Source organism: Serratia sp. H1w, from assembly GCF_000633355.1.
Classification (GTDB): domain Bacteria; phylum Pseudomonadota; class Gammaproteobacteria; order Enterobacterales; family Enterobacteriaceae; genus Chania.
Window position 1 is genome coordinate 32,030 of record NZ_AYMQ01000052.1, and the last position, 25,242, is coordinate 57,271.

At 55.9% G+C, this 25,242-nt stretch carries 27 protein-coding genes and 2 pseudogenes; 21 read left to right on the forward strand and 8 right to left on the reverse strand.

The window, feature by feature from the left end; translation table 11 throughout:
- Positions 1–91: 91 nt before the first annotated feature.
- A complete protein-coding gene (gene paaZ, locus U869_RS0111525; RefSeq protein ID WP_025123353.1) occupies positions 92–2,164 on the reverse strand; it encodes a phenylacetic acid degradation bifunctional protein PaaZ in 2,073 nt (690 codons plus the stop codon).
- Between the two features lie 305 nt (positions 2,165–2,469).
- On the opposite strand from paaZ, the gene paaA reads away from it, so the two are divergent.
- From paaA to paaY, 13 genes are all read left to right on the forward strand, one after another.
- Complete coding sequence (gene paaA / locus U869_RS0111530; protein WP_025123352.1) at positions 2,470–3,408, forward strand: 1,2-phenylacetyl-CoA epoxidase subunit PaaA; 939 nt, start codon at positions 2,470–2,472, stop codon at positions 3,406–3,408.
- Positions 3,409–3,422: 14 nt separating this feature from the next.
- Positions 3,423–3,710 carry a 1,2-phenylacetyl-CoA epoxidase subunit PaaB gene (paaB, locus tag U869_RS0111535; protein WP_025123351.1) on the forward strand — a complete coding sequence of 96 codons (288 nt, stop codon included), beginning with the start codon at positions 3,423–3,425 and terminating at the stop codon, positions 3,708–3,710.
- Positions 3,711–3,719: 9 nt separating this feature from the next.
- Positions 3,720–4,481, forward strand: a complete 762-nt coding sequence (gene paaC, locus U869_RS0111540; protein WP_025123350.1) for a 1,2-phenylacetyl-CoA epoxidase subunit PaaC — start codon at positions 3,720–3,722, stop codon at positions 4,479–4,481.
- Between the two features lie 8 nt (positions 4,482–4,489).
- Positions 4,490–4,987 (forward strand): 1,2-phenylacetyl-CoA epoxidase subunit PaaD, encoded by a 498-nt coding sequence (gene paaD / locus U869_RS0111545; protein WP_025123349.1) that lies wholly within the window; start codon positions 4,490–4,492, stop codon positions 4,985–4,987.
- Positions 4,988–5,001: 14 nt separating this feature from the next.
- A complete protein-coding gene (gene paaE, locus U869_RS0111550; protein ID WP_025123348.1) occupies positions 5,002–6,060 on the forward strand; it encodes a 1,2-phenylacetyl-CoA epoxidase subunit PaaE in 1,059 nt (352 codons plus the stop codon).
- Positions 6,061–6,069: 9 nt separating this feature from the next.
- Positions 6,070–6,843: a 2,3-dehydroadipyl-CoA hydratase PaaF gene (gene paaF, locus U869_RS0111555; RefSeq protein WP_025123347.1), complete on the forward strand. Its 774-nt coding sequence runs from the start codon at positions 6,070–6,072 to the stop codon at positions 6,841–6,843.
- Positions 6,844–6,846: 3 nt separating this feature from the next.
- Positions 6,847–7,638, forward strand: a complete 792-nt coding sequence (gene paaG, locus U869_RS0111560) for a 2-(1,2-epoxy-1,2-dihydrophenyl)acetyl-CoA isomerase PaaG (RefSeq protein WP_025123346.1) — start codon at positions 6,847–6,849, stop codon at positions 7,636–7,638.
- Between the two features lie 2 nt (positions 7,639–7,640).
- Positions 7,641–9,182, forward strand: coding sequence for a 3-hydroxyacyl-CoA dehydrogenase (locus U869_RS0111565; RefSeq protein ID WP_232785353.1), 1,542 nt, complete (start codon positions 7,641–7,643; stop codon positions 9,180–9,182).
- Entirely contained in the window at positions 9,182–9,622 is a 441-nt protein-coding gene (gene paaI / locus U869_RS0111570; RefSeq protein WP_025123344.1) for a hydroxyphenylacetyl-CoA thioesterase PaaI, read from the forward strand. The genes U869_RS0111565 and paaI overlap by 1 nt, the downstream gene beginning before the upstream one ends.
- Positions 9,619–10,824, forward strand: coding sequence for a 3-oxoadipyl-CoA thiolase (pcaF, locus tag U869_RS0111575; RefSeq protein ID WP_025123343.1), 1,206 nt, complete (start codon positions 9,619–9,621; stop codon positions 10,822–10,824). Before paaI ends, pcaF begins: the two co-directional genes overlap by 4 nt.
- A gap of 19 nt (positions 10,825–10,843) precedes the next feature.
- Positions 10,844–12,151, forward strand: a complete 1,308-nt coding sequence (paaK, locus tag U869_RS0111580; RefSeq protein WP_025123342.1) for a phenylacetate--CoA ligase PaaK — start codon at positions 10,844–10,846, stop codon at positions 12,149–12,151.
- A gap of 237 nt (positions 12,152–12,388) precedes the next feature.
- On the forward strand, positions 12,389–13,330 hold the full coding sequence (gene paaX / locus U869_RS0111585) for a phenylacetic acid degradation operon negative regulatory protein PaaX (RefSeq protein WP_025123341.1): 942 nt from the start codon (positions 12,389–12,391) through the stop codon (positions 13,328–13,330).
- Positions 13,331–13,342: 12 nt separating this feature from the next.
- Complete coding sequence (gene paaY, locus U869_RS0111590; RefSeq protein WP_025123340.1) at positions 13,343–13,939, forward strand: phenylacetic acid degradation protein PaaY; 597 nt, start codon at positions 13,343–13,345, stop codon at positions 13,937–13,939.
- A 7-nt stretch (positions 13,940–13,946) separates the two neighbouring features.
- Here the strand turns inward: paaY and U869_RS0111595 are convergent, their stop codons facing one another.
- The 5 genes from U869_RS0111595 to U869_RS0111615 form a co-directional block, all read right to left on the reverse strand.
- Positions 13,947–15,350: an amino acid permease gene (locus U869_RS0111595; RefSeq protein WP_025123339.1), complete on the reverse strand. Its 1,404-nt coding sequence runs from the start codon at positions 15,348–15,350 to the stop codon at positions 13,947–13,949.
- A 15-nt stretch (positions 15,351–15,365) separates the two neighbouring features.
- Positions 15,366–16,550 (reverse strand): amino acid aminotransferase, encoded by a 1,185-nt coding sequence (locus tag U869_RS0111600; RefSeq protein ID WP_025123338.1) that lies wholly within the window; start codon positions 16,548–16,550, stop codon positions 15,366–15,368.
- 62 nt (positions 16,551–16,612) lie between these two features.
- Positions 16,613–16,984, reverse strand: a complete 372-nt coding sequence (locus U869_RS0111605; RefSeq protein ID WP_025123337.1) for a RidA family protein — start codon at positions 16,982–16,984, stop codon at positions 16,613–16,615.
- A complete protein-coding gene (locus U869_RS0111610) occupies positions 16,968–17,783 on the reverse strand; it encodes an alpha/beta hydrolase (protein WP_025123336.1) in 816 nt (271 codons plus the stop codon). The genes U869_RS0111605 and U869_RS0111610 overlap by 17 nt, the downstream gene beginning before the upstream one ends.
- 188 nt (positions 17,784–17,971) lie before the next feature.
- A complete protein-coding gene (locus tag U869_RS0111615) occupies positions 17,972–18,877 on the reverse strand; it encodes a LysR family transcriptional regulator (protein WP_025123335.1) in 906 nt (301 codons plus the stop codon).
- Positions 18,878–18,978: 101 nt separating this feature from the next.
- Between U869_RS0111615 and U869_RS0111620 the strand changes: the two genes are divergently transcribed.
- The 4 genes from U869_RS0111620 (at position 18,979) to U869_RS30625 (ending at position 21,055) form a co-directional block, all read left to right on the forward strand.
- The gene (locus U869_RS0111620; RefSeq protein WP_025123334.1) at positions 18,979–19,605 is read left to right on the forward strand and encodes a glutathione S-transferase; all 627 of its coding nucleotides are present in this window, start codon (positions 18,979–18,981) and stop codon (positions 19,603–19,605) included.
- A 1-nt stretch (position 19,606) separates the two neighbouring features.
- The gene (locus tag U869_RS0111625; protein WP_025123333.1) at positions 19,607–20,524 is read left to right on the forward strand and encodes a pyridoxamine 5'-phosphate oxidase family protein; all 918 of its coding nucleotides are present in this window, start codon (positions 19,607–19,609) and stop codon (positions 20,522–20,524) included.
- 110 nt (positions 20,525–20,634) lie between these two features.
- Positions 20,635–20,859 (forward strand): YdcH family protein, encoded by a 225-nt coding sequence (locus U869_RS0111630; RefSeq protein WP_025123332.1) that lies wholly within the window; start codon positions 20,635–20,637, stop codon positions 20,857–20,859.
- 58 nt (positions 20,860–20,917) lie between these two features.
- On the forward strand, positions 20,918–21,055 hold the full coding sequence (locus U869_RS30625) for an AsnC family protein (RefSeq protein ID WP_255329200.1): 138 nt from the start codon (positions 20,918–20,920) through the stop codon (positions 21,053–21,055).
- Here U869_RS30625 and U869_RS0111635 read toward each other — a convergent pair.
- Positions 21,052–21,423 (reverse strand): annotated as a pseudogene (locus U869_RS0111635) (MFS transporter); the annotation flags it as partial. The gene U869_RS30625 and the pseudogene U869_RS0111635 sit on opposite strands and share 4 nt — an antisense overlap.
- A 258-nt stretch (positions 21,424–21,681) precedes the next feature.
- On the reverse strand, positions 21,682–22,212 hold the full coding sequence (locus U869_RS30010) for a transcriptional regulator (protein WP_025123330.1): 531 nt from the start codon (positions 22,210–22,212) through the stop codon (positions 21,682–21,684).
- Between the two features lie 168 nt (positions 22,213–22,380).
- Here U869_RS30010 and U869_RS0111645 point away from each other — a divergent pair, with 168 nt between their 5' ends.
- The 4 genes and pseudogenes from U869_RS0111645 to U869_RS0111660 all read left to right on the forward strand — a co-directional run.
- Entirely contained in the window at positions 22,381–22,632 is a 252-nt protein-coding gene (locus tag U869_RS0111645; protein WP_025123329.1) for a helix-turn-helix domain-containing protein, read from the forward strand.
- A gap of 10 nt (positions 22,633–22,642) precedes the next feature.
- Positions 22,643–22,846 (forward strand): hypothetical protein, encoded by a 204-nt coding sequence (locus U869_RS0111650; protein ID WP_025123328.1) that lies wholly within the window; start codon positions 22,643–22,645, stop codon positions 22,844–22,846.
- 3 nt (positions 22,847–22,849) lie between these two features.
- Entirely contained in the window at positions 22,850–24,895 is a 2,046-nt protein-coding gene (locus tag U869_RS0111655) for a Mu transposase C-terminal domain-containing protein (RefSeq protein ID WP_025123327.1), read from the forward strand.
- Positions 24,896–24,905: 10 nt separating this feature from the next.
- Positions 24,906–25,242 (forward strand): annotated as a pseudogene (locus tag U869_RS0111660) (ATPase); the annotation flags it as partial.

Here is a 25,242-nt window from a genome sequence, read left to right on the forward strand (position 1 = left end):
GAGTAAAAGGGTAGCAAATTCTGTCCCCTCGCCCTTTGGGGGAGGGGCATCACAACCCGTATTTATGGCTTAACTGACAAGCATTATAGCCTTAGTGCGCCGTGTCGAAATCCCCTTCCTGGCGCGCCACCAACGTCAGAATGCTGTACAGCGCCACCGCTTGCTGGTGCTGGTTAAGCACTTGCACATCCCAGACCACCACGCCATGCGGGCGATCTTCAGCGGTTTTTTGCGGCTTGCGGATTTTCTTTTTGCAGGTCAACCGTACCTGAATGGTGTCGCCAATCTTCACCGGTTCGATAAAGCGCAGGTTTTCCATCCCATAGTTGGCAATCACCGGCCCGACGCCCGGATCGACAAACAAACCCGCTGCGGCGGATACAACAAAGTAACCATGCGCCACGCGTTCACCAAACAGTGACTCCGCCGCCCCGATCTTGTCCATATGCGCGTAGAAGTGATCGCCGCTCAGGCAGGCAAAATTGACGATATCCGCTTCGGTAATGGTACGCCGCGCGGTCAGCAGGCTTTCACCAATCTGCAACTGCTCGAAGTATTTACGGAACGGGTGGACCTGTTCCTCCACCGTATTGGCACCACGAACCCATTCACGGCCGATGGCCGCCAGCATTGATGGGCTACCCTGGATCGCCGTGCGCCGCATGTAATGTTTTACCGCACGCAGCCCACCAAGCTCTTCCCCACCACCGGCTCGCCCTGGCCCGCCATGTACCAGCAGCGGTAATGGTGAACCGTGACCCGTCGATTCGGTGGCTGCGTGGCGATCCAGCACTAACATGCGGCCATGGGCGCAGGCCGTGGCACGAATAAATTGTGCCGCCAACCCCTCATCGGCCGTCACCAACGATCCGGCCAGGCTGCCCTGCCCCAGCAACGCCAGCTCAATGGCCTGCTCGGTGGTTTGATACGGCATCAGCGTCGCCACCGGGCCAAACGCCTCTGTGTCATGAACGGCCTGATGGCGGAACGGATCGGCGCAGTACAATAAGGTGATCGGAAAAAATGCGCCTGATTGCGCGTTATCACCCACGATCGTCAACTTATCCAGCGTTGCGCCGCAGAGTGGCTCACAGCCATTGCGCAGCAGGAATTCCACTTTTTGCTGTACGTCATCGCGCTGTTCCTGATTGACCAACGCCCCCATCCGCACCTGCTCCAGTTGCGGATCGCCAATCGTCACGCCAGCCAGACGCTGCAACAACGCCTGTTGTACCTCAGCCATGCGGGCTGCCGGGACGATAATGCGCCGGATGGCGGTACATTTTTGCCCCGCCTTACTGGTCATTTCGCGGCTGACCTCTTTGATAAACAGCGCAAACTCTGGCATTTCGGGCGTCACGTCCTCCCCTAACACGCAGCAGTTCAGCGAATCGGCTTCCATGGTAAAGGCGATGGATTTTTCCAACAGCCGTGGATGAGCACGCAGCTTTTGCCCGGTTTGTGCCGAGCCGGTAAAGGTGACCGCATCCTGATAATCGAGGTGATCAAACATATCGCCTACGCCACCGCAGATCAGCTGCAATGCCCCTTCCGGCACCAGCCCGCTGTCGATAATCAGTTTCACCATCGCCTGGGTCAGTTGTGCCGACGCGGTGGCGGGTTTGATGATGGCGGGCATACCGGCCAACCAGGTAGGTGCCAATTTCTCCAGCATGCCCCAGCAAGGGAAGTTGAAAGCGTTGATGTGCAGCGCAACGCCAGGGCGCGAAGTCAGCACATGCCGTGCGGCAAACTGCGATTGTTTGGAGAGAGGGATCAGCTCATCTTCCGGCCACAGCGTATCGTCCGGCAGTTCTCGCCCGGCCAACCCTGCATAGGAGAACAGCGTGGCAATGCCGCCTTCAATATCCACCCAGCCGTCGTTGCGCGTGGCCCCGGTTTGATAAGAGAGCTGATACAGCGCTTCCTTATTGGCCAACAGGTGCTTCGCTACCGCTTTTATCATCTGTGCGCGCTGTTGAAAGGTCATCGCTGCCAGCGCCGTCCCACCCAGCTCGCGGGCATAGCTCAGGCTGGCCGCCAACGGCAACCCGTCGGAGCAAACCTGATACAAAGGCTCACCGGTAACGGCATGCTGGATCTCGCGGGATTTCCCCTGGCCATACGCCCAAGCGCCAGAAAGGTAACTGGTTAACTGCTGCATTTGCTCCTCCGGAATTCATAAATAGACAATTACAAGCTTAATGATGTATCACATATTTTCCATCCGATGCCAGATTAAAATTTAACAAAACCAAAACAAAACATTTAACACCTAAGAAAAACAACAAGACAGAAAATAAATACAACATTAAAATCAATAAAATAACAAATAATCCTGTGATGGGTATAGCAAAACCACACTAATTGCATTTGATCTTATTGTTATCAACTTGTAGCCTTACGGTGAGTTAAAGTGATTCACATTTTGGTTTTGATGTGAAAAACATGAATCACCAAGAGGCAACCATGACAACTGAAGCACAATTTCAACAGCACTTTGACGACAAGATTGCCGCCGATATCTCCATCGAAGCCAAAGACTGGATGCCGGATGCCTATCGTCGCAACCTGATCCGGCAGATCGGCCAGCACGCCCATTCCGAAGTGGTCGGCATGTTGCCGGAAGCCAACTGGCTGACCCGCGCCCCTTCCCTACGGCGCAAGGCGGTGTTACTGGCGAAAGTCCAGGATGAGGCCGGGCACGGTCTTTATCTGTACAGCGCGGCGGAAACCCTCGGCTGTACCCGCCAGGATATCTATCAGAAGATGCTCGCCGGCCAGATGAAATACTCCTCGATCTTCAACTATCCCACACTGAACTGGGCCGACATTGGTGTGATCGGCTGGCTGGTCGATGGTGCAGCCATCGTCAACCAGGTAGCGCTGTGTCGCGCGTCTTACGGCCCATACGCCAGAGCGATGGTGAAAATCTGTAAGGAAGAGAGCTTCCACCAGCGCCAGGGTTATGAAGCCGTAATGGTCATGGCCCAGGGCAGCGCAGCGCAGAAAGCCATGTTGCAGGACGCCATCAACCGCTTCTGGTGGCCCGCGCTGATGATGTTTGGCCCCAGCGATACCGATTCCCCCCACAGCGCGCAGAGCATGGCCTGGAAGATCAAACGCCATAGCAATGACGAGCTGCGACAGAAGTTTATCGATAACACCGTACCGCAGTTGGAAGCCCTGGGCATGAGCGCTCCCGATGCCGATCTGGCATGGGATGAGGCCAGCGGGCACTACCGCTTTGGCGAGATCGACTGGGCAGAGCTGCACGAAGTGATCCAGGGCCGTGGCCAGTGCAACCACGAGCGTCTGCAAGCCAAGCGAAAAGCCTGGGACGAAGGCAGTTGGGTACGGGATGGTGCCATGGCCCATGCCAGCAAACGCGCGGCAAACGCTGCTTAATCGAGGAGAGAAAAATGACTCATGCCGAATGGCCGTTGTATGAAGTGTTTATCCGCAGCAAGCAGGGGTTGGCCCACCGCCACGTTGGCAGCCTGCATGCCGCAGACGATCGGATGGCGTTGGAAAACGCTCGCGATGCCTATACCCGTCGTAATGAAGGCTGTTCGATCTGGGTGGTGCAGTCCAGCCATCTGATCGCCTCCCAGGAGGAAGATCGGGCGGCATTCTTCGATCCTTCCGACGACAAAATCTACCGTCATCCGACGTTCTACACCATTCCCGACGGCATCAAGAACATGTAGAGGCAGGCCATGACGACGATTAACGATGTAACCCTCAGCTATGCCCTGCGTTTGGGCGATACGCCGCTCATCCTGGCACAGCGCCTGTGCGGCTGGTGCGGCCACGCCCCCGAGTTGGAGATCGACCTGGCGCTGGCCAACATTGGCCTCGATCTGCTGGGGCAAGCGCGTAACTTTCTGAGCTACGCCGCCGAGCTTTCCGGCCCGCAGCACAGCGAAGACAGCCTGGCCTTTGGCCGTGACGAACGTGAATTCCATAACCTGCTGTTGGCGGAACAACCTAACGGCGGCTTTAACGACACGCTGGTACGCCAGTTCCTGCTGGATACCTACCATGTCCTGTTACACCGCGAGCTGAGCCACAGCAAGGACAGCCAACTGGCCGCTATCGCCGCTAAATCGCTGAAGGAAGCAGACTATCACCTGCGCTTCAGCCACGGCTGGATGATCCGTCTGGGGGACGGTAGCGAAATCAGCCACCAGAAGATCCAACAGTCATTGAACGATCTATGGCGCTTCACCGCCGAGCTGTTCCACGCCGACGAGATCGAGCTGCAATTGGCCGAACTGGGCATCGCCGTCGATCCGCGCCAATTGCAGGCTCCGTGGCAAGCCATGGTGAACGACACGCTGCAACAGGCCACGCTCGCGCTGCCCACCGAGCAGGCATTCCGCCACGGCGGCAAACAAGGGCGCCACACTGAGCACCTCGGTCCGATGCTGGCAGAGATGCAGTTTCTGCCACGCGCTTACCCGAACTGTAACTGGTAGAGGTCATGATGAATATCACCCGACTGCAACCGGCCGAGATCCCCCAGATCTGGCACTGCTTACAGCAGATCAGCGATCCCGAACTGCCGGTGCTGTCCATTACCGATCTGGGCATGGTGCGGGACGTGGAGCGCGAAGGTGCAGGCTGGCATATCACCTTTACCCCAACCTATTCCGGTTGCCCGGCAACGGAGTACCTGCTCAACGCCATCGAACAGACGCTGAATGAAGCAGGTTTCAGTCCGGTGAAAATCACCATCAGCCTCAGCCCGGCCTGGACCACCGATTGGATGAATGCGGATGCTCGCCAGCGCCTGCGTGAATACGGTGTGGCACCGCCGCAGGGGCAAACCTGTGAGAAACCGCTGGCACATGGCCCAGTTCAGTGTCCCCGTTGCGGCAGCTCCAGCACGGAAAAGATCAGCGAGTTCGGCTCCACCGCCTGCAAAGCGCTTTATCGCTGTTGCGACTGTCGGGAACCGTTCGACTATTTCAAATGTATTTAGGAGCACTGAAAACCATGACGGTCTTTCATCGCCTGAATGTCGCTGCCATCGAGCGCGAAACCCCGGATGCCGTAGCCATCACGCTGCGCGTCCCGGACGAATTGAAATCCCATTACGGCTACACACCCGGCCAGCATCTGACGCTCAAGGCGCAGGTCAACGGTGAAGAGCTACGCCGCTGCTACTCCATCTGTAGCGCACCGCAGGAAGGCGTCTTGCGGATCGGCATCAAGGCGATCCATCAGGGACGTTTCTCTTCATTTATCAACCAAAGCTTGCAGGTGGGTGACGAGCTGGAAGTGATGTTGCCGCAAGGCCGCTTTGGTTACCAGCCACAGGCACAGACTCAGGGCAACTATCTGGCGATTGCCGCTGGCTCTGGCATAACGCCCATGCTGTCGATCATCAAGGCGACGTTGCAATTGGAACCCAATAGCCAATTCACGCTGATTTACGGCAATCGCACCAGCCGCTCGGTGATGTTTAAAGAAGCCCTCTCGGATCTGAAAAACCGTTATTCCCAACGCTTCCAGCCGCTGTATCTGTTCAGCCAGGAAAACCTCGACAGCCCGCTGCTCAGCGGCCGCATCGATCGTGAACACCTGACTGCCATAGGCAACACGCTGGTGAACTTCAACGAATTCGACCACGCCTTTATCTGCGGCCCAGAAACGATGATGGACGATGCACACACCGTACTGGAGCTCGCCGGGATGTCTGCGGAGCATATTCACAGCGAGCGTTTCAACACCAGCGGGATTACCGCCCGTCCGGTTAACGCAGGCAGCCGCAACGCGACCCAGGTAGAGATCCGGCTCGACGGTCGCAGTCTGAAGATCGAAGTCGGCAGTGAGGATGACAGCATTCTGGATGCCGCCTTGCGCCAGGGAGCCGATCTGCCCTACGCCTGCAAAGGCGGTGTCTGCGCCACCTGTAAATGCAAGCTGAAGGCCGGTGAGGTAGACATGGCGATCAACTACAGCCTGGAGCCGGACCAACTGGCGGCAGGCTATGTCTTGAGCTGCCAGTCCTGGCCACGCGGTGCAGGCGTGGTGCTGGACTTTGACGTTTAGGAGCTGACGATGGAAACCCCTTGGATCCTGCGTGAGCAGCAACAACGCGTGGTCACGCTGACGCTGCACCGCCCCGATGCCCGCAATGCGCTGAGCACCGCCTGCCTGGAGCAGTTGGTCTATCAACTGGAACAGGCCGATGCCGATACCGGCGTAGGTGCGGTGGTGATCACCGGTGCCGCACGGTTCTTCGCTGCCGGTGCCGACCTGCGCGAATTGCAGCAGCAGGATGTCGCCGCCACCCAGCTCGATCACCGCCCTTTGCTCTGGCAACGCCTGGCCCAGTTCAGCAAGCCGTTACTGGCGGCGGTGAACGGTTACGCCCTCGGTGCCGGCTGTGAGTTGGCACTGGCCTGCGACATCACACTGTGCGGCGAAAGCGCCCGCTTTGGCCTACCCGAAATCACGCTTGGCCTGATGCCCGGAGCCGGTGGCACCCAGCGCCTGATCCGCAGCGTGGGTAAATCCCGCGCCTATCAAATGGTACTGACCGGCGAAGCCATCGACGCCCGCTGTGCACTGCAAACCGGGCTGGTGAGCGAAGTTTGTGTCGACGCATTAACGTTGGAACGCACTCAGCAGTTGGCCCAGCGTATCAGCCAACAGGCACCGCTAGCCCTGCGCGCCGCCAAACAGGCGCTCAAGCAGGCACAGGAAACCGGCCTCAGCCAGGGCTTGCAGATGGAGCGTCAGCAGTTTGTCACCCTGGCCGCCACCGACGATCGCCGTGAAGGCATTGCCGCCTTCTTCGAAAAACGCACACCGAACTATCAAGGGCGCTGATTTATGGAAAACGCATTAATTCTCAGCCACATCGAAGCCGGGGTATTAACCCTTACCCTCAATCGCCCCGATCGGCTCAACAGTTTTAACGATGAAATGCACCACCAGCTCAGCGAAGCGCTGACCGTGGCCGAACGCGACGAGAGCGTGCGCTGCGTGCTGATCACCGGTGCCGGGCGTGGCTTCTGTGCCGGGCAGGATCTGAACGATCGCAACGTCAGCGTGGAACAGGCCGCCCCGGATCTTGGGCTGTCGGTGGAGCGTTTTTACAATCCGCTGATCCGCCGCCTGAGCGCCTTGCCTAAACCGATCGTCTGCGCGGTCAATGGCGTTGCTGCCGGAGCCGGTGCCGCATTGGCCTTGGCCTGCGATATCGTGGTGGCCGCCGATAACGCCAGCTTTATCCAATCCTTCTGCAAACTGGGGCTGGTGCCAGACTCTGGCGGCAGTTGGTATCTGCCACGCCTGGCCGGACATGCTCGGGCCATGGGCATGGCGCTGCTGGGGGACAAAATCAGTGCTCAGCAGGCGCTGGAGTGGGGAATGATCTGGCAAGTCGTCCCCGCTGCCGAGCTGGCCGATCATACCCAAAGCATGGCCAGACAGCTTGCCACCCAACCGACCTACGGCCTGGGTCTCATCAAAAAGGCCATGTACAGCTCGGCCAGCAATACGCTCGATCAGCAGCTCGATTTAGAGCGTGACTTGCAGCGCTTGGGTGGCCGCAGTGACGACTATCGTGAAGGCGTCAGCGCCTTCTTCGCCAAACGTCCACCCAATTTCAGCGGGAAATAGCCATGAGAGAAAAGATGGCGGTGAATGCTCTACCCCCCTCTGCAACGGTCGCCGTGATTGGTGCCGGAACCATGGGGATCGGCATTGCCCAGGTGGCCGCGGCGGCAGGACATCGGGTCAAGCTGTTCGATATCGCCCTGCCTGCCGCCTCCCGTGCGCTTGAGCAACTCGGGCAACGGCTGCGCAAACGGGTCGAGGCAGGTAAAGCCGATGCCCACAGCACCGAAACCCTACTGGGCAATATTCAGTTGACCGACTCGTTGGGCGATCTGGCCGACAGCAATCTGGTGATTGAGGCGGTGGCGGAGAAGTTGGCAATCAAACAGAGCCTGTTTCGCGATCTGGAAGCGATCTGCTCGCCAGAGGCGCTGTTTGCCAGCAATACCTCGTCACTCTCGATTACCGCCATCGCCAGCACGCTTCAGCATCCGCAACGCATGGCTGGCCTGCACTTTTTCAACCCGGCTCCGCTGATGAAGCTGGTGGAAATCGTCGGCGGGCTGGAAACCAGCCCGGAAACGCTGAACAGCCTGCAGACCTTGGCTCAACACTGGGGTAAGCACAGCGTCGTCTGCCGTTCGACACCGGGCTTTATCGTCAACCGCGTGGCCCGGCCTTTCTATGCCGAAACCCTGCGCGCCCTGGAAGAACAGATTGCCGACCCCGCAACCCTGGATAGCGTACTGCGCGATGCCGGTGGTTTTGCCATGGGGCCGCTGCAACTGACCGACCTGATTGGCCACGACGTCAACTATGCCGTCACTGAATCGGTCTATCACGCCTTCTATCAGGACAGCCGCTTTACCCCTTCACTGGTGCAGCAGGAACTGGTGGCTGCCGGGCATTTAGGCCGTAAGAGTGGCCGCGGTTTCTACCGTTATGGCAGTGAGCAGGCGGCAGCACAACCAACCTTTGCTACGGCAGAAGTGGTTGAATTACCGAAGTCCGTTACGCTGCACGGCGATTGGGCGGCAATCGGTGAGTTTGCACAGTTGCTGGCAGGAAATGCGGAGACGATCAAACATTCTGGCCAGACCAGTCCGTTTGCCCGGATCGACGAAGTTACATTTATGTTAACAAATGGTAAAACAGCAAGCCAAGTCGCCGAAGAAATCGGATCGCCCGTGGTACTGTTCGACCTGTCCGTCAACTATCAGCACGCCCCCGTTATCGCCATCAGCAGCGCCGAGCAGAACACGCTGCCACAAACGGCCAAAGTCATCCGCCTGCTGCAATCGCTGGGTAAACAGGTGATCCCGTTGCCGGATTACCCTGGCCTGCTGGTGATGCGCACCGTCGCCATGCTGGCTAATGAAGCCCTCGACGTGGTGAACAAAGGCGTCGCCAGCGCCGCTGACACCGACGACGCCATGCGCTTTGGCGTCAACTACCCGCAAGGGCCGCTGACCTGGGGCAGCAAGCTCGGCTGGCAACAGATCCTCACCACGCTGGAAAATCTTCAGCGCTATTACGCAGAACCCCGCTATCGCCCCATGCCGCTACTGCGCCGTTATGCCGCCAATTACTCAGGAGCCGAATGCTGATGAATGCCAATACTCCGCGCGCGCTGGCACAGCGCTGCGCCGACCAGATGTTTAGCCAGGATACCTGCGCACAGGCGATGGAGATGCATATTGATGCCGTGGATGCCGGTATGGCCAAAGTCAGCATGACCGTCGGCCCACAGATGCTCAATGGCCACCAGACCTGTCACGGCGGCCAACTGTTCAGCCTGGCGGATACCGCCTTTGCTTACGCCTGCAACAGTCAGGGGCTGGCAGCGGTCGCTTCTGGCTGCACCATCGATTTTATCCGCCCAGCGTTGGCAGGCGATCGTCTCACTGCCTGCGCAGAAGTGCGCCATCAGGGTAAAACCACCGGGCTTTATGACGTCGAGATCGTTAACCAACTGGGGAAAACCGTCGCCTGGTTCCGTGGCCGCGCCCATCGGTTAGGCCACAGCATTGTAGGAGAGCAACCATGAATCAGGCCTTTATCTGCGATGGCGTGCGTACACCGATTGGTCGCTACGGCGGTGCGCTGGCCAACGTGCGTGCCGACGATCTGGCCGCCCTGCCGCTGCGCGCCCTGCTGGAACGTCACCCTAACGTGGACTGGTCACGGGTGGATGACGTGATCCTCGGCTGCGCCAATCAGGCTGGGGAAGATAACCGCAATCTGGCCCGTATGGCGGCGTTGCTGGCCGGGCTGCCGCAAAACGTTTCTGGCACCACCATCAACCGGCTATGCGGTTCGGGGTTGGATGCGTTGGCCATGGCGGCCCGCAGCATCAAAGCCGGTGAGGCCAGCCTGGTATTGGCCGGGGGAGCCGAGTCGATGACCCGCGCCCCCATGGTGATGGGCAAGGCCGAAAGCGCCTTCAGCCGTCAGGCACAGCTGTTTGATACCACCATCGGCTGGCGCTTTGTGAATCCGCTGATGCACGAGGCTTTTGGCACCGACTCAATGCCGGAAACCGCCGAAAACGTCGCGGCACAGTTTGGCATCAGCCGTGCCGATCAGGATGCCTTTGCCCTGCGCAGCCAGCAGCGTACCGCGCTGGCCCAACAGCAGGGGATTTTGGCACAGGAAATTATCCCAGTGAGCCTCAGCGGCAAGAAAGGGATAACCACACAATTCAGCGAAGACGAACACCCGCGCGCAGAAACCACGCTGGAGCAACTACAGAAACTGAAGACGCCGTTCCGCCAGCCCGGCTGCATCACCGCAGGCAATGCTTCCGGCGTCAATGATGGTGCGGCGGCGTTGATTGTCGCCTCCGAGGCCATGGCTTTGCAGCAAGGTCTGACGCCACGGGCACGCATTGTCGCCACCGCCACCTGCGGCGTGGAACCCAGATTGATGGGGATCGGCCCGTTGCCCGCGACCCGCAAGGTCCTGGAGATCGCCGGATTAAGCCTGGCGCAGATGGACGTCATAGAACTTAACGAAGCATTCGCCGCACAGGCATTGGCGGTATTGCGCCAGCTTGGTCTGCCGGATGATGCCGAACAGGTCAATCCCAACGGAGGTGCCATCGCTCTTGGCCATCCATTGGGCATGAGCGGTGCGCGCCTGGCGCTGGCCGCCCTGTTTGAGCTGGAACGACGCGCTGGCCGCTACGCACTGTGCACCATGTGCATCGGCGTCGGTCAGGGCATTGCCATGATTATTGAGCGTGTCTAACCCCTGCGAGGCTAAAAAGATGACTACAAATCCACGGCCAATCGACGCGATTGAATTTGCTTCACGCGACGAAATCGAAGCATTACAACTGGAACGCCTGCAATGGACCCTGCACCATGCCTACAACAACGTCCCGATGTATCAACGCAAGTTCGATCAGGCCAGTGTACACCCGAGCGACCTGAAACAGCTGAGCGATTTGGCGTTGTTCCCCTACACCACCAAGCAGGATCTGCGTGACAACTACCCGTTCGACACCTTCGCCGTGCCGATGGAACAGGTAGTGCGCATTCATGCTTCATCGGGCACCACCGGCCGCCCAACGGTGGTAGGTTACACCCAGCGGGATATCGACAACTGGGCCGATATTGTTGCCCGCTGCCTGCGCTCTGCCGGGGCGACCGCCAAAGATAAAATCCATGTCGCTTACGGTTACGGCCTGTTTACCGGTGGGCTGGGTGCGCACTATGGCGCAGAACGCCTGGGCGCAACGGTGATCCCCATGTCTGGCGGCCAGACGGAGAAGCAGGTGCAGCTGATCCTGGACTTCAAACCCGACGTGATAATGGTGACGCCTTCCTACTGCCTGACGCTGATCGACGAACTGGAACGTAAAATGGGGGGCGATGCGCGTAACTGCTCCCTACGTTTGGGCGTGTTCGGTGCCGAACCCTGGTCAGAATCCCTGCGCCATGAGATCGAGACACGCATGGGGATCAAAGCGCTGGATATCTACGGCCTGTCCGAAGTGATGGGGCCGGGCGTAGCGATGGAGTGTGCCGAAAGCGGCGGCGGCCCGACCATCTGGGAAGACCACTTCCTGCCGGAGATCATCAACCCGGAGACCGGTGGCATACAGACCGACGGCGAGCACGGCGAACTGGTATTCACCACGTTGACCAAAGAGGCGCTGCCGGTGATCCGCTATCGCACCCGCGATCTCACCCACCTGATGCCAGGGGATGCCCGCAACATGCGCCGGATGGGCAAAATCACCGGCCGTTCCGACGATATGCTGATCATTCGCGGCGTCAACGTGTTCCCGTCACAGGTTGAAGAACAGATTATGCAGTTCGAACATCTGTCGCCGCATTATCAGTTGCAGGTGAGCCGTGCCGGGCATCTGGATACGCTGGCCGTGCGCGTGGAGCTGAAAGAGTCAGCGCTGACGCTTAATCATCAGCAACGTTGCGATATCTGCCACCAGTTGCGCCACCACATCAAATCGATTGTGGGGGTCAGCACCGATGTCAGCATTGCCAACTGTGGCGATATCCCCCGCTCGGAAGGCAAGGCCCAGCGGGTGATCGATCTGCGGCCTCGGTGATTTTCCCCTCACCCTAACCCTCTCCCAAAAGGAGAGGGAACCGATCGAGTGTGTTGTAAATTATAGTGATTCACCGTAGATAAGGAGGCGATCGTGTTTGCTGAGGCGATCTCTTTACTTCCCAACGAGCAAGGGCTATCAGCTCCCTCTCCTTTTGGGAGAGGGTTGGGGTGAGGGGCAACCCATCATCGAATATGCTAATGTCGTGTCTCAGTAAAGGTTAACCCATGGAAAAATATGGAACATAAACTGGACGACTTTATCCGCCATGCGCTCAGTGCCCAACCGATCAGCGGCACCTCGCTGATCATCTCACTTTACGGCGATGCGCTGAGCCATCGCGGCGGTGAAGTTTGGTTAGGTAGTTTGAGCGCACTGCTGGAAGCGCTGGGCTTCGGCGATCGCTTTGTGCGTACCTCGGTGTTTCGTTTGCAAAAGGAAGGTTGGCTGGACGTAGAGAAAATCGGTCGGCGCAGCTATTACCGCGTTACCGAACAAGGCATGCGCCAGTTTCGCCACGCCGAGTCCAAAATCTACCTCAGCGAGCAACCGCAATGGGATGGCAAGTGGGAACTGCTGCTGTTGGAGAGTGCGGAAAAAACCGAGCGGGCACGGCTGAAAAAAGAGCTGGGCTGGCTGGGCTTTGGCCAGATCGCCAACAATCTGATGGCCGCCCCCACTCATGCGCAAACCGACGTCACCGCCCTGCTCGGCGAACTCAATGCCAGCGAACAGGTGATCTACTTCCGGGCCGACTATCCCTACAACCGTTCCGAACAGGCGCTGCGGCAAATGGTCGCCAGCTGCTGGTCGTTGAGCGAAGTGGCTGGCTACTATCATGAGTTTATCGTCTCCTTCCGCCCGCTGATGGCCTTGCTGCGCGAAGCCGACGAGCAGGACCTGACGCCCCTGCGCTGCTTTCAGATTAAGCTATTATTAATCCACTTTTTCCGCCGCGTGGTGCTGAAAGATCCCCTGCTGCCGGATGCACTGTTACCCGCGCAGTGGGAAGGCCAAATAGCCCGCAACCTGTGCATCAACATCTATCAGCGGGTAGACCGCGCCGCGACGGAGTATGTCAGCGCGTTGGCAGAAACCACCATCGGCAGCTTACCTGCACCGAGTGCCGGTTATTATCGCCGCTTTGGTGGGTTACCGCGCGATCCCACTACATTTTAAGGAGTTTGCCCTATGCCCGTGTATCAGATTGACGGCTTGACCCCAGTGGTCGATCCCAGCAGCTATGTTCACCCCACCGCGGTACTGATTGGTGACGTGATTATCGGCAAAGGAGTCTATATCGGGCCCAATGCCAGCCTGCGCGGCGACTTTGGGCGCATTGTGATCGAAGACGGTGCCAACGTGCAAGATAACTGCGTGATGCACGGCTTCCCGTTGCAGGACACGGTAGTTGAACAGGATGGCCATATCGGCCACAGCGCCATTCTGCACGGTTGCCGCGTGCGCCGGAACGCGATGATCGGGATGAATGCCGTCATCATGGATGGCGCGGTCATTGGCGAAAACACCATCGTCGGCGCAGGTGCCTTCGTCAAGGCCGCTGCGGATATTGCCGCCAACCAGTTGGTGATTGGCAGCCCTGCCAGGGTGATCCGCGAACTGACCGAACAGGAGTTAGGCTGGAAACGCACCGGCACGCTTCAGTATCAGGAGTTGGTGTTACGCTGCAAAAACAGCCTGCACGAAGTGGCCCCGTTAACCGCACCGGAGCCAGGCCGCCAACGCCTGAGCTTTGGCGACCACCTCATCCCCAAAAGCCAACTTTAGCTGTGAGTTACTCCACGCCCTGCACCGGAGCCTTCGCCGTGACCGGTGCCAACCCTCGACGGCTGTAGAAATAGATGCCCACCAGCAACGCGGTAAACGGAATGCCAAACCACAACGTCATTCTAAAGAAGTCCGTGAACAGCGTGGTTATCATCAATCCGGCCATCAGCAGCGCCCCCGCCAAGGTAAAGTATGGATAACCCCACATGCGGAACTTGAGATGCGTCTGTGCATGTTGGCGGCGGAAGAACAGGTGGGTCACAAAGATCATCAGCCAGGTAAAGCAGGCACCGTACACCGAGATCGACATCATCACCGCGAAGGATTTCTCCGGGGCAGCAATGCTCAGCACGATCGAGACAATAATCCCCACGCAGGAGATCGCCAGCGCATTGACCGGGATCCCCCGTTTGCTGAGCTGCCCCAACGCTGCCGGAGCCTGCCCGGCACGCGACAGTGAAAACATCATGCGGGTGGTGATATACAGCTGGCTGTTCATCGCGGACAGTGCGGCAATCAAGACCACAAAGTTAAAGATCCCGGCGGCGGCAGGCAGGTGGGTCACGTTCATCGCGACCAGGAACGGGCTTTCACCGGTGCCGGACTGACGCCACGGTACGATGGCCAACATCAGCGCTATCGACATCATATAGAAGATAAACAGCCGCAGAATGGTGCCTTTAAACGCGCTTTTCACCGCAACCACCGGATTTTTGGCCTCCCCGGCAGCAACCGCGATCATCTCAATACTCAGATAGCTGAATATCGACACGATCACCGCAAACCACATGCCTTTTATCCCAAACGGGAAGAAGCCGCCGTTGTCGGTGAAATTACGCATACCGAAGGTTGGGTTGGCGGAAAACGCCAGAATACCGATACCGATCAGGATAAACGCCGAAATGGCCACCACCTTGACGGTGGAGAGCGCGTACTCGACCTGGCCAAAAGATTTCACCCCGATCACGTTAACGACAATCACCGCCGCCGAGAACAGCAGCACCCACGGCCAGATCGGCGTGCCTGGGAACCAGAACTGCATATACATGCCGATGGCGGTCACCTCGGTCCCCACCGCCAGCACCACACAAGACCAATAGGAATAACGCACCAGAAAGCCGAACAGCGGGCTGAGATAAAACTCGGCATAGTCACCAAACGACCCTGGGGTTGGGTGTTCGGAAGTCATTTCTGCCAGGCAGCCCATCAGCAGTAGTGCAATCACCCCGCCGATAAAATAGCTCAGCAGCACGCTTGGCCCGGCCATCTGGATCGCGTAAGCACTGCCCAGAAACAGACCGGTGCCAATAGCCCCACCGATCGCCAGCATCGACATCTGCCCGGCGGTCAGGTGCTTTTTCAGCCCATCCTGCCGCTGGGCGATAGCATCAAAACGTTTCGCATCTTTCATGGGTGCTCACCTTTTCTATGCGGTACGGGTAACGTCAAGGATGGCGGCGGTCACATAGTCCAGGTTCTGCTGGTTGAGGCCGGGCAGACACATCCTGCCGGGGGCGACCAGATAAATGGAATACTGCTGCCGCAGTTGGCCGAGCTGAAGTTCATTCAACCCGGTGTAGCTGAACATGCCCTTTTGATCGCGGATGCGGGTGTAATCCAGCGTAGTGCTACCTTGTTCCAGGCCCGCCGCCAGGCTTACGCGCATCTGCTTGATACGTTGACGCATGGTGCCCAGCTCGCTGGCCCACAGTTGATACAGTTGCGGGTCTGCCAGCAGGGTTTCCACAATCTGGCTGCCGTGGGTCGGCGGGCAGGAATAGCTGCGACGGATCAGCGTTTTCAATGCCCCTTTGACGTTCGCTGCCAATTCAGCTGTGCCACAGCACACCGATAGCCCGCCTAATCGCTGGCCATACAGCGCGACGTTTTTGGAGAAAGAGTTACTCACCAGGAAATTCATCTCGGTTTTCAACATCACCCGCAGCGCGAAGCAGTCCTCATCCAGCCCGTCGCCAAAGCCTTGGTAGGCGATATCAAAGAAAGGCAACAGCCGACGCCGTTGCACGACTTCGATCACCTCCAGCCATTGCTTCTGGCTCAGATCAGTGCCGGTAGGGTTATGGCAGCAAGGATGCAGTAACACCACCGCCCCTTCCGGCAAACCGGAGAGCGTGTCGAGCATGGCGGCAAAGCGCAGTTCACCCGTAGCATCGTCAAAATAGGGGTAGGTATTGACCCGCAGCCCAGCACCTTCAAATATCGCCCAGTGGTTAGCCCAGGTAGGATCGGAGACCCAGATTTCGCGGCGATCCAGATAGTGATAAATAAAGTCGGCCCCCAGCTTCAACGCGCCAGAGCCGCCAACGCTTTGCACCGTGGCGATACGATCCGCAGGTTCGCCAAACAGCAGCGTCTGGATCTGGCGGGCAAACGGAACAGAGCCTTCAATTGGCGGGTAAGTATGTGGCCGCTGCTGTTCCAGCAAACGCTGCTCGGCAATATGTACGGCCTGCATCAAAGGAATATTCCCCTGGTGATCGTAATACAGGCCAATCCCCAGGTTAACCTTTTGCGGATTGGCATCCTGCATATAGGCTTCCATCAGTGACATAATAGGATCGGGTGTAGAGGGAGCGATATTGTTGAACATAGATTATCCTTCATTCATTATTCAATGAATTGGCAGGTGAATATTATTTTTCTAATAACGGATTAAGCCGTAGCGCTAACGGTAATTTCTATTTTCATACCAGGCACCACCAATTTATCAACAATGACCGTTGAGCGATTGGGATACGGATAATTAAAATAACGTGGATAGATCTGATCCAATAGTTTGACATCATTCACATCGGTAAGATAAACAATCACCTGTAATACATTATCACTATGGCTATTGGCGGCTTTGAGCGTGGTAGCCAAATTATCAAACGTCAGCGTGATCTGTTTTTCCGGTTCGCCGGTTTCAATAGTGCCATCCTGCCTTACAGGGCCGTGAGCAGTAAATAACATTCCGCCGCCTTTGGTCGCCCAGGAAAAGGGCTGACCGATCTCTGGCAAGCCGGTATCAATGACTGTGCGCATCAGGTATATCTCCATCGGTAAGCAGGTAGCGGTGTAACGCGCCATTGGCAGCAAATACCGCATCCAGAACGCTGTAATGATTGGCATTGGGTAGCGCATGGCAGCTAACCGGCAGCCCCTGCGCCCGCAATGCGGAATAGTAATAAAGCGATTGCTCCATCAGCTCCGGCAATTCTGCCGCGCCGTAAAACAGCACCATGGGTTTCAACGAGAGCGGTACATTGCGCGCCGGGCTCAAGGCCGCTATCTGTTGGTGAGTCAACTTCAGTTGCTGGTTTACGTAGCTTTCCAGCAGCGGCTGCAGCTCAAAAATACCGCTGATGGGAAATACCGCCCGCACCAGCGGATGATGTTGCCAAAACGCTGCCAGATGCCCACCGGCAGAATGCCCGGTCAGATAAACCGGCTTAGCGCCACGCGGTGGTAACCGTTGCTCAATGGCATCCAGAGCCACACCAATTTGCTGGCAAATATCGCCCAGGTTAGCTTCCGGAGCCAGAGTGTATTCCACCAACACCACATCAAAACCTGCTGCCAAAGGTGCGCTGGCAATAAAAGCAAAATCCTGTTTATCACAAAATTGCCAATAGCCGCCGTGAATAAAGATGATGGTGCCTTGATATTCTTTAGCTGAATAAAACCAGTCAAAAACTTCACGCGGTGAATTACCATAGGCAATATTCAACTCATGGCGTTGCTGTTGGTAAACTCGCTGACTACGGGATTGAAATGATAGTAGGATCGCATTTTCATCCTCTACCGTAGTTGCGTTATCGTAGCTGCCCGCTAGAAGTTTCATATATTAAACTTTGTTTATTATTTAAGATGTGAGTTAACTATTAGCAACATGTTAAAATATTGTCAAGACAGCTGATGCGGCAATGCGTGATCGGCGATATAAATTTAATTTTCCGGCCAATTAGTTTCACAGGTAAAACTATTAGCGCACGTTTAACGTATCACCTGTGAAACAGCGACTAAATTCGGTTAATTATGACCAGGCTGTATTTGCGCTATCTGGCTCAGTTGCTGATAGGCGAAGTCCCAGAAGGTACGCACCTTCAGCGGCATGTATTGCACGTTATTCGTCACCAGTTGCACCGGTACTGGCTGAGGTTCATAGGCGGCCAACAGCCGCACCAGCGTGCCATTGGCCAGATCGTCCGCCACCTGATAAGACAGTAGCCGGGCAATCCCCTTGCCTGCCCGCACCGCCAACAGTTGGGTCTCCACCTCATTTAGCAACAAGCGCGGCGTTAAGCGCACCCGTTCGCCGTTTTCGCCGGGGCCGAAACGCCATTCACCGGATGATGGACGCAGAGTGCCGACAATAGTGTCATGCTCGCTCAACTGCGCCGGTTCCAGCGGTTCCCCGCGCTGCGCCAGATAAGCCGGGCTAGCCACGGTGACGCGTGTCACCTCTCCGAGCTTGCGTGCCACCTTGGAGGAGTCCTGTAAATGGCCGATGCGCACCGCTACGTCCAGCCCTTCATCGATCAATTCCAGATTGTGGTCATTTAACTGCATGTCGATCTGGATTTGCGGGTAGCGTTCGAGAAAGGCCATCACCATCGGCGCTACGTGCTTACGCCCGAACTGTACCGGCGAAGTGATACGCAGCAGGCCGCTCAGTTGCGCCTCGGTGGTATCCATCACGGCATCCTGATAGTCATGCAACAGAGCCCGGGCTCGTGCGGCTAACCGCAACCCGGCCTCCGTAGGGGCCAGACGCCGGGTAGTGCGTTCTACCAGCCGCGCACCAAACCGCTGCTCCAACGAAGTGATAGCCCGGGTCACCGCCGGAGCGGAACGGCGTAGTTTGCGAGCCGCACCGGCCAAGCTGCCCTGCTGGATCACTGCCACAAAAATCGCCAATTCATCTAAACGATCCATAGATTATTCCGCCAAATGAAATTATCAATTGCCATCTTCCCGGATACCCATCACCTGACGCAAGAGTATTGTAGTCAATAACACCATACAGGAGACTCACCATGCCAACCTTGAAACTGTACGCCACCCCGGCCTCTGGCCATTGCCATCGCGTCGAGCTGCTGCTGCGGATGCTCAATCTGCCTTACGAGTATTGTGAAGCCCCGGCTACGGTGCGCCGTAGCGAGGCATTCCTAAGGCTTAATCCATTAGGCCAGATCCCCGTATTACTGAGCGATGAACTGGTATTGACCGATAGCAACGCCATCATGGTGTATCTGGTTAAGCGTTATGCGCCTGATAGCCACTGGCTACCGGAAGATCCGTTGGCGGCGGCTCAGGTCCAGGTCTGGCTTTCCAAAGCCGCCGGAGAGGTGCGCTATGGCCCCGCGTCCTGCCGGATGGTGGTGCAATTTTCTGCGCCAGAGAACTACCCGTACGCGCAAAGTATCAGCGCACGTTTTTTACCTCAGTTAGAGCAACACCTGGCAGAGCGCGAATTTTTAGCGACCAAGTTGCCAACGATTGCCGATCTGGCTTGCTACAGCTACGTGGCGGTCGCTCCCGAAGGTGGGCTTTCCCTCACCCCCTTCCCGGCAATCCAGCGTTGGATAGATCGTATCGCCGTCCTGCCCGGGTTCTTCCCGATGCCTGCATTACCTCTGCCAGACATGGCTGAAGGGCAATAAGATGCTCTCCCCCCTGTTTCATCCCGATGAGCAGTTGGCGCAGGATCTGGCCGGTTTTGATGCGGTGAGCGGTAACATCTACACCGCCATGCCCGATCAGCACCGGGAGTTCTTTGCTCATCTACCCTACCTGTTTGTCGCCACTCTTGATGAACAACAGTGGCCGGTTGCCACATTGTTCAGCGGCCCCACCGGTTTTCTGCGCTCGCCCGATGACACGCATTTACGGATCAACTCGCCACGCCGTGCGGACGATCCGGCTCAGGCGGCGCTCTATCCCGGCCAGCCCGTCGGCGCATTGGGATTAAACTTCAGCAACCGCAGGCGCAACCGGGTTAACGGCGTCATTAGCCGCACGGATAAAAACCGGGTGGAGATTACGGTGCAGCAGAGCTTTGGCAACTGCCCGCAGTATATTCAACGCCGGGAGCTATTCGCCGAGCCGAATGTTGCCAAGCCGCTCGAACACTTGAACGGTTTAGATGATCAGGCCCGCCAGTTGATCCAGCAGGCGGATACCTGTTTTGTAGCCAGCTATGCCCACGGCGATTTGGCGCAAGGCGGCGTTGATATCTCGCATCGCGGCGGTAAACCCGGCTTCATCCATCTGGCTGGCGAAACCCTGTGGATACCGGACTTTCGTGGCAATCGCTATATGAACACCTTGGGTAACCTGCTGGCGCAGCCACGGGCGGCGCTGCTGTTTATCGATTTTGCACTCGGGGATATTTTGCATTTGCAGGGGGAAACACAGATTTTATGGCAGGCCGAAAGCGGCGGTGTTGCCGGTGCCGAGCGCTACTGGCGGTTTGATATCATCCGTGCGTGGCGGTTTCGGCAGGCTCTGGGCTGGCGCGGCAGAAACGTTGAGTTTTCGCCGGCAACGTTACGCACGGGGATCTGGGAAAATAAGGTTTAAGCGCAGGTGCCATTTTTGTTAGCTAGCGCCATTTTAAAAAAATCGGCGCTGGGTTACAGTGAAAGTGGAGAAGCCCTCCAGTGTCCAGTTTGACTCAAAGGAGCTTGAGTATGTTTCCAGAATACCGTGAGTTAATATCGCACCTGAAATCAAGCCATCCCCGCTTCCAGTCATTGTTTGAGAAACACAACCAACTCGACCACCAAATCTCCCGATTAGAGGGGCCAGCAGGCAACGGCTACTCTGACGAGGTGGTTCGCTTGAAAAAAGAGAAGCTACATATCAAGGATGAAATCCACAAAATACTAAAGGCAGAGGAAACCGCCGCCAAGTAGCGCCCGCCGATCCCCGCTCATCGCGGGGATCACCGAATACGGCTAATAACTGGATGCCATTGACCGAAAAATATTAGGCGTCTTAGCGAAAGACGTCGGCCACAGTGACACAGAATTGAGCGAGATTGTGCATTTATCAGCCTCCGAGATTCATCATCGCGTACAACTACTGAAGCACGGACCTTCGCCTGACTAAGGCGTGCTGACCTTCTGGCGTGAGGTGAAAAATGTCAGCACTCCGGCGAAAAGAAGCAACATGCTACTCATTGCAAACGCACTCTGCCAACCGAGATGATCAAACACCATGCCCCCCGCAGTTGAACCAAGAGCAATCGAGAGTTGGATCACCGCGACCATCAGTCCACCTCCCGCCTCCGCATTGTCTGGAAGCGTGCGTGCAATCCATGTCCACCACCCCGTTGGTGCGGCGGTTGCCATCATGCCCCAGAGGCCTAACAGCAACGAGACAACCCAAACGTGATGCCCGGTAACAACCAGTGCGATGGCAATGACAGCCATCAGCACAGGCAGGGTGATCAGCGTTGGGTAAAATTTCACGTTGAGCAATGTGTGGGGGGGTGATCAATTCTGGACAGTTGGAGGGGACGAAAAATTCGCAAAAAATTCTTTTGTGGCGGGAAGTTACGCAGGATACATTGATTCTGGACTGATTTTCAAAAATGCAAAAAATTAACGTTTTTTGCGTTTTTTTTTGGACATTTTTAGTAGGAGTTTAAACGCCTTTAAAAGGTATTTGTAAGGCTTTTAAAAACACACCCCATTTAGCTCTCTCTCCTTGCACATGGATGAGGCGATTGCGTCTCACCCGGCCTTATGCGTTGGGCGGCTCAACTCATTGTCTTGATTATCTTCAGATGCCCCCTTTTTAGCTTCGTGCAATGCCATTAGGCGCTCTCTTTCCTCGTCAGGAAGCTGAAGATACTTGATATTATCTTCATCAAGTAGCTGTAGAATAGTCTCAACACCTTTACGCATTAACTGCTTCGTTAAAGCCTCTAGCTCTTCATCACTAAGTAGATTAAGCATGTCAACTAGTCTATCCCGCCAATCCCTCCCTGAGTTCATTTGAGGAATTCTATTTTCCTCAACAGAGCCTGAATCACCAAGAAGCCACTCAATAGATACTCCCTCGCAGTTGGCTATCTTAGACAAAACACCATATCTCGGCTTGGATTCAGGGCGAGAGAAGTAGTTCTTGATGGTACTAAGTTTGATGCCCCAGTCATCCGAAGCCTCTTTAACTGTCCTGCCATTTAGTAGCTGCTTTAGTCTTACGTTGAATGGTTCTTTTCCGTGAGAATCAAAAGAACCTTCTAGTGCTTTTTCTTTCATGACGTTCCTTTGTGTTTATGTGTTTGATTTTATTTGATAAATAAAGCGCAAAAACAAAGACTCATAAATAATCAAAAAAACCTTGATTAAGTTTCTTTTGAGGTCTAATGTTTATCCGTAGGGATAACCCTCCGGTTATCCGAACGAGTAACGTTTTAGGATAGATGAATGACGACTCAAAGAGAAGATCTGCGTGCCGACTGGCATCCTGAAATCATCAAGGCGGAGATCCACAAACGTGGATTGTCGTTTCGCGCTCTTTCCCTCAAAGCTGGCTACAAGAAGGATTCACTTAAAACTGTTTTACGCACGCCATGTAAGCCTTATCAGCAGATCGTTGCTGATGCTCTGGGGGTTGCGCCTGAAATTATTTGGCCCAGCCGTTACCAAACTGAAAGCTACATGCGTAAAGCATCGTGAAAGGTGGGATATGAAAACAACTACTTATACAGATAAGCACACCGGTAAACAGTATCGTGTAAACGGTACGTCCGTTACTCAATACAGCGGCGTTCCTGTGTTTCGTGGAACTGTTTTGCACCTTTGGGGTGACAAACTGGCGCTGGTTGACTTTAAAACCCCAGCCAATCTGGATAGCTGGTTGCAAATGATGAACTTCGGGATCAGGGGCTAGATTATGTTTCTTGTCGCGAAAGAATTGATGGGTTTGCCTGGAATGCCTGCGACGGCCAAAGGCATACGTGAAGCCCTTGGCAAGCAAGCGGGCAATGCACCGGCATTGATGCGCAAGCGTGAAGGTACAAAAGCGTTTGAATATCACATTGATTGCCTGCCTGCCGAGGCTCGTGAGGTCGTTCGCCAGCGCCACTATACCTCTGTTCTTGAGCAAACCGGCTGCAAGTCCGTTGACGTACCCGTCAATCGTAGCAAAGCGCTCAAGCCCAGCAATGAGCTGGAGATCATGCGCCAATGTCCTGCGCTGGTGACGCGCGAAGTCAGCGCCCTGAATGCCAAGCAAAAAAGCGTGGCTGATGCTCGCGCCCTGCTGGCCCTTGAGGTTCTGCGTTTACGTGATGCGGGTATGTCTCGCCTTGCTGCAGTGCAGTTTATTGTTGATGGCTCCCGCGATGGCACGTTGCCCGATCACATCATGGATGCCGCCTTGATCGCCAATGCCCGCAAAGGCTCAAGCCGCAAGGGTGTGGGTAAAAGCAGCCTGCAGGAATGGGTCTCGATTTACCAGGAAACCGAGAGCAGCGTCGAGCGGCTGATCATGCTGGCCCCTGGCTACCACAAGGCCAAGAAGCCAGAGGAAATCTTTTGGATGATGGATTTCCTGCAGCATTATCGTATATGGAAAAGGCCAACGGTGGCAGAGGCTTACGAAAAGTTCGAGGCCGAGTGGGAACGGGTCTATGCCGGGAATGACGCCATGCTGGCGGCACTGCCTTCCATCCATGCCGTGCGGCGTGAGTTGAAGAAATTGCCGGTGATCCACCGTGAGCGCTTTCGCAGAACCGGATCGGCCTGGCGTTCGCTCAATCCTTTCGTGCGGCGTGACTGGTCACAGATGCCAGTGAATGCTGTCTGGGTCGGTGATGGCCATGGCATGAAGATGCGGGCATTCAACCCGGAAACCGGCAACACTTTCAAGCCGGAAGTGACATTCGTCATGGATGCCGGGCAGCGCTTTATTGTGGGCTGGAGCCTGGCACTGTCCGAAAACGTAGTGGCCGTCAGCGATGCCCTGCGTCATGGCATATCACGGCACGGCATTCCGCTGATCTATTACTCCGATAACGGCGGCGGGGAAAAGAACAAAGTATTAGACGCTGAAATTACGGGTATTCTGCCGCGTCTGGGCATTGAGCACCACACGGGTATACCGGGTAACCCGCAGGGCCGTGGCGTGATTGAGCGCCCCAACAAGGACGTGCCCCGGAAAATAGCGCGAGGTTTTGAGAGTTATTGCGGTAAAGATGCCGATGGGGAAACGGTACGCCTGCAAGATCGCATTATTCAGTCAGCGGTCAAGGCATTCCATACCGGCAAAGACCTGACCAAGCGCCAGGTCAGCATGATGGAGAAGGTGCCCACCTGGGAACAGTTGCTGTCTGCCATTGAGAGCGAGGTGGAGCGCTACAATAACCGGCCCCATAGCGAACTCCCACGGATGGCCAACGGCGAGCACTACAGCCCGGCAGCGTACCGCAGCAAGCTGCTGAAAGAACAAGGTGAAGATATGGTGATCGATTATCTCTCCCAGGAAGAATTGCACGAAATGTTCAGGCCGGAAATCATTCGAACGGTAGACCGTGGCGAGGTTCGGCTTTTCAACAACCTGTATTTTGCCAATGAATTGAAGTTTGAGCACGGCAATGAAGTTCGGGTCTGTTACGACATTCACGACCCCAATAGCGTTATTGTTCGCCGCATGGATGGCAGTTTTATTTGTGATGCCCTGTGGGATGGCAATAAGGTTGATGCGTTTCCGAAACCGGTTATTCAGATGTACAGGGAAAAACGCGTCAAAGGGCGTATTGCTCGCGGTCAAGAGAAAATCCTTGATGCCCAGCGTGAGCTGCAGCCGGTGCTGGAGCATAAGCCAGAGAATGGCATTAATGAATTGTTGAGAGAGGCGCAAAAAGAGGCAGAAGGGATTTATTTATATGAAACCGAACGTGCCGACAGCAATAAAAAGAATGGCACCCATCACAATTAAATGAGGTTCAATGATGGAAAACTTAATTACACAGCTAAAAACTGTGATGGAACGTTGCGGCTATACCCAGACATATGTTGCAAAAACAATTGACCGCAGCAGCGCCACAGTTAACCAGTTTTTACAGAATAAATATAAAGGGGATGAAGCTGATATCAGTTCCCGCATTAAAGAGTTTATTGCGACGGAAAACGACCGGCTAGAAGCCCGTTTCCAAAAGCCGCCGTTTGTTGAAACCATGACGAGCCGGGACGTTAACAGGCTAATTGATTATGCGAAAAAGTATTGTGCTATTTGCGTCCTGACGGCTGACTCCGGCATGGGTAAATCGGTCAAGTATTCAATGT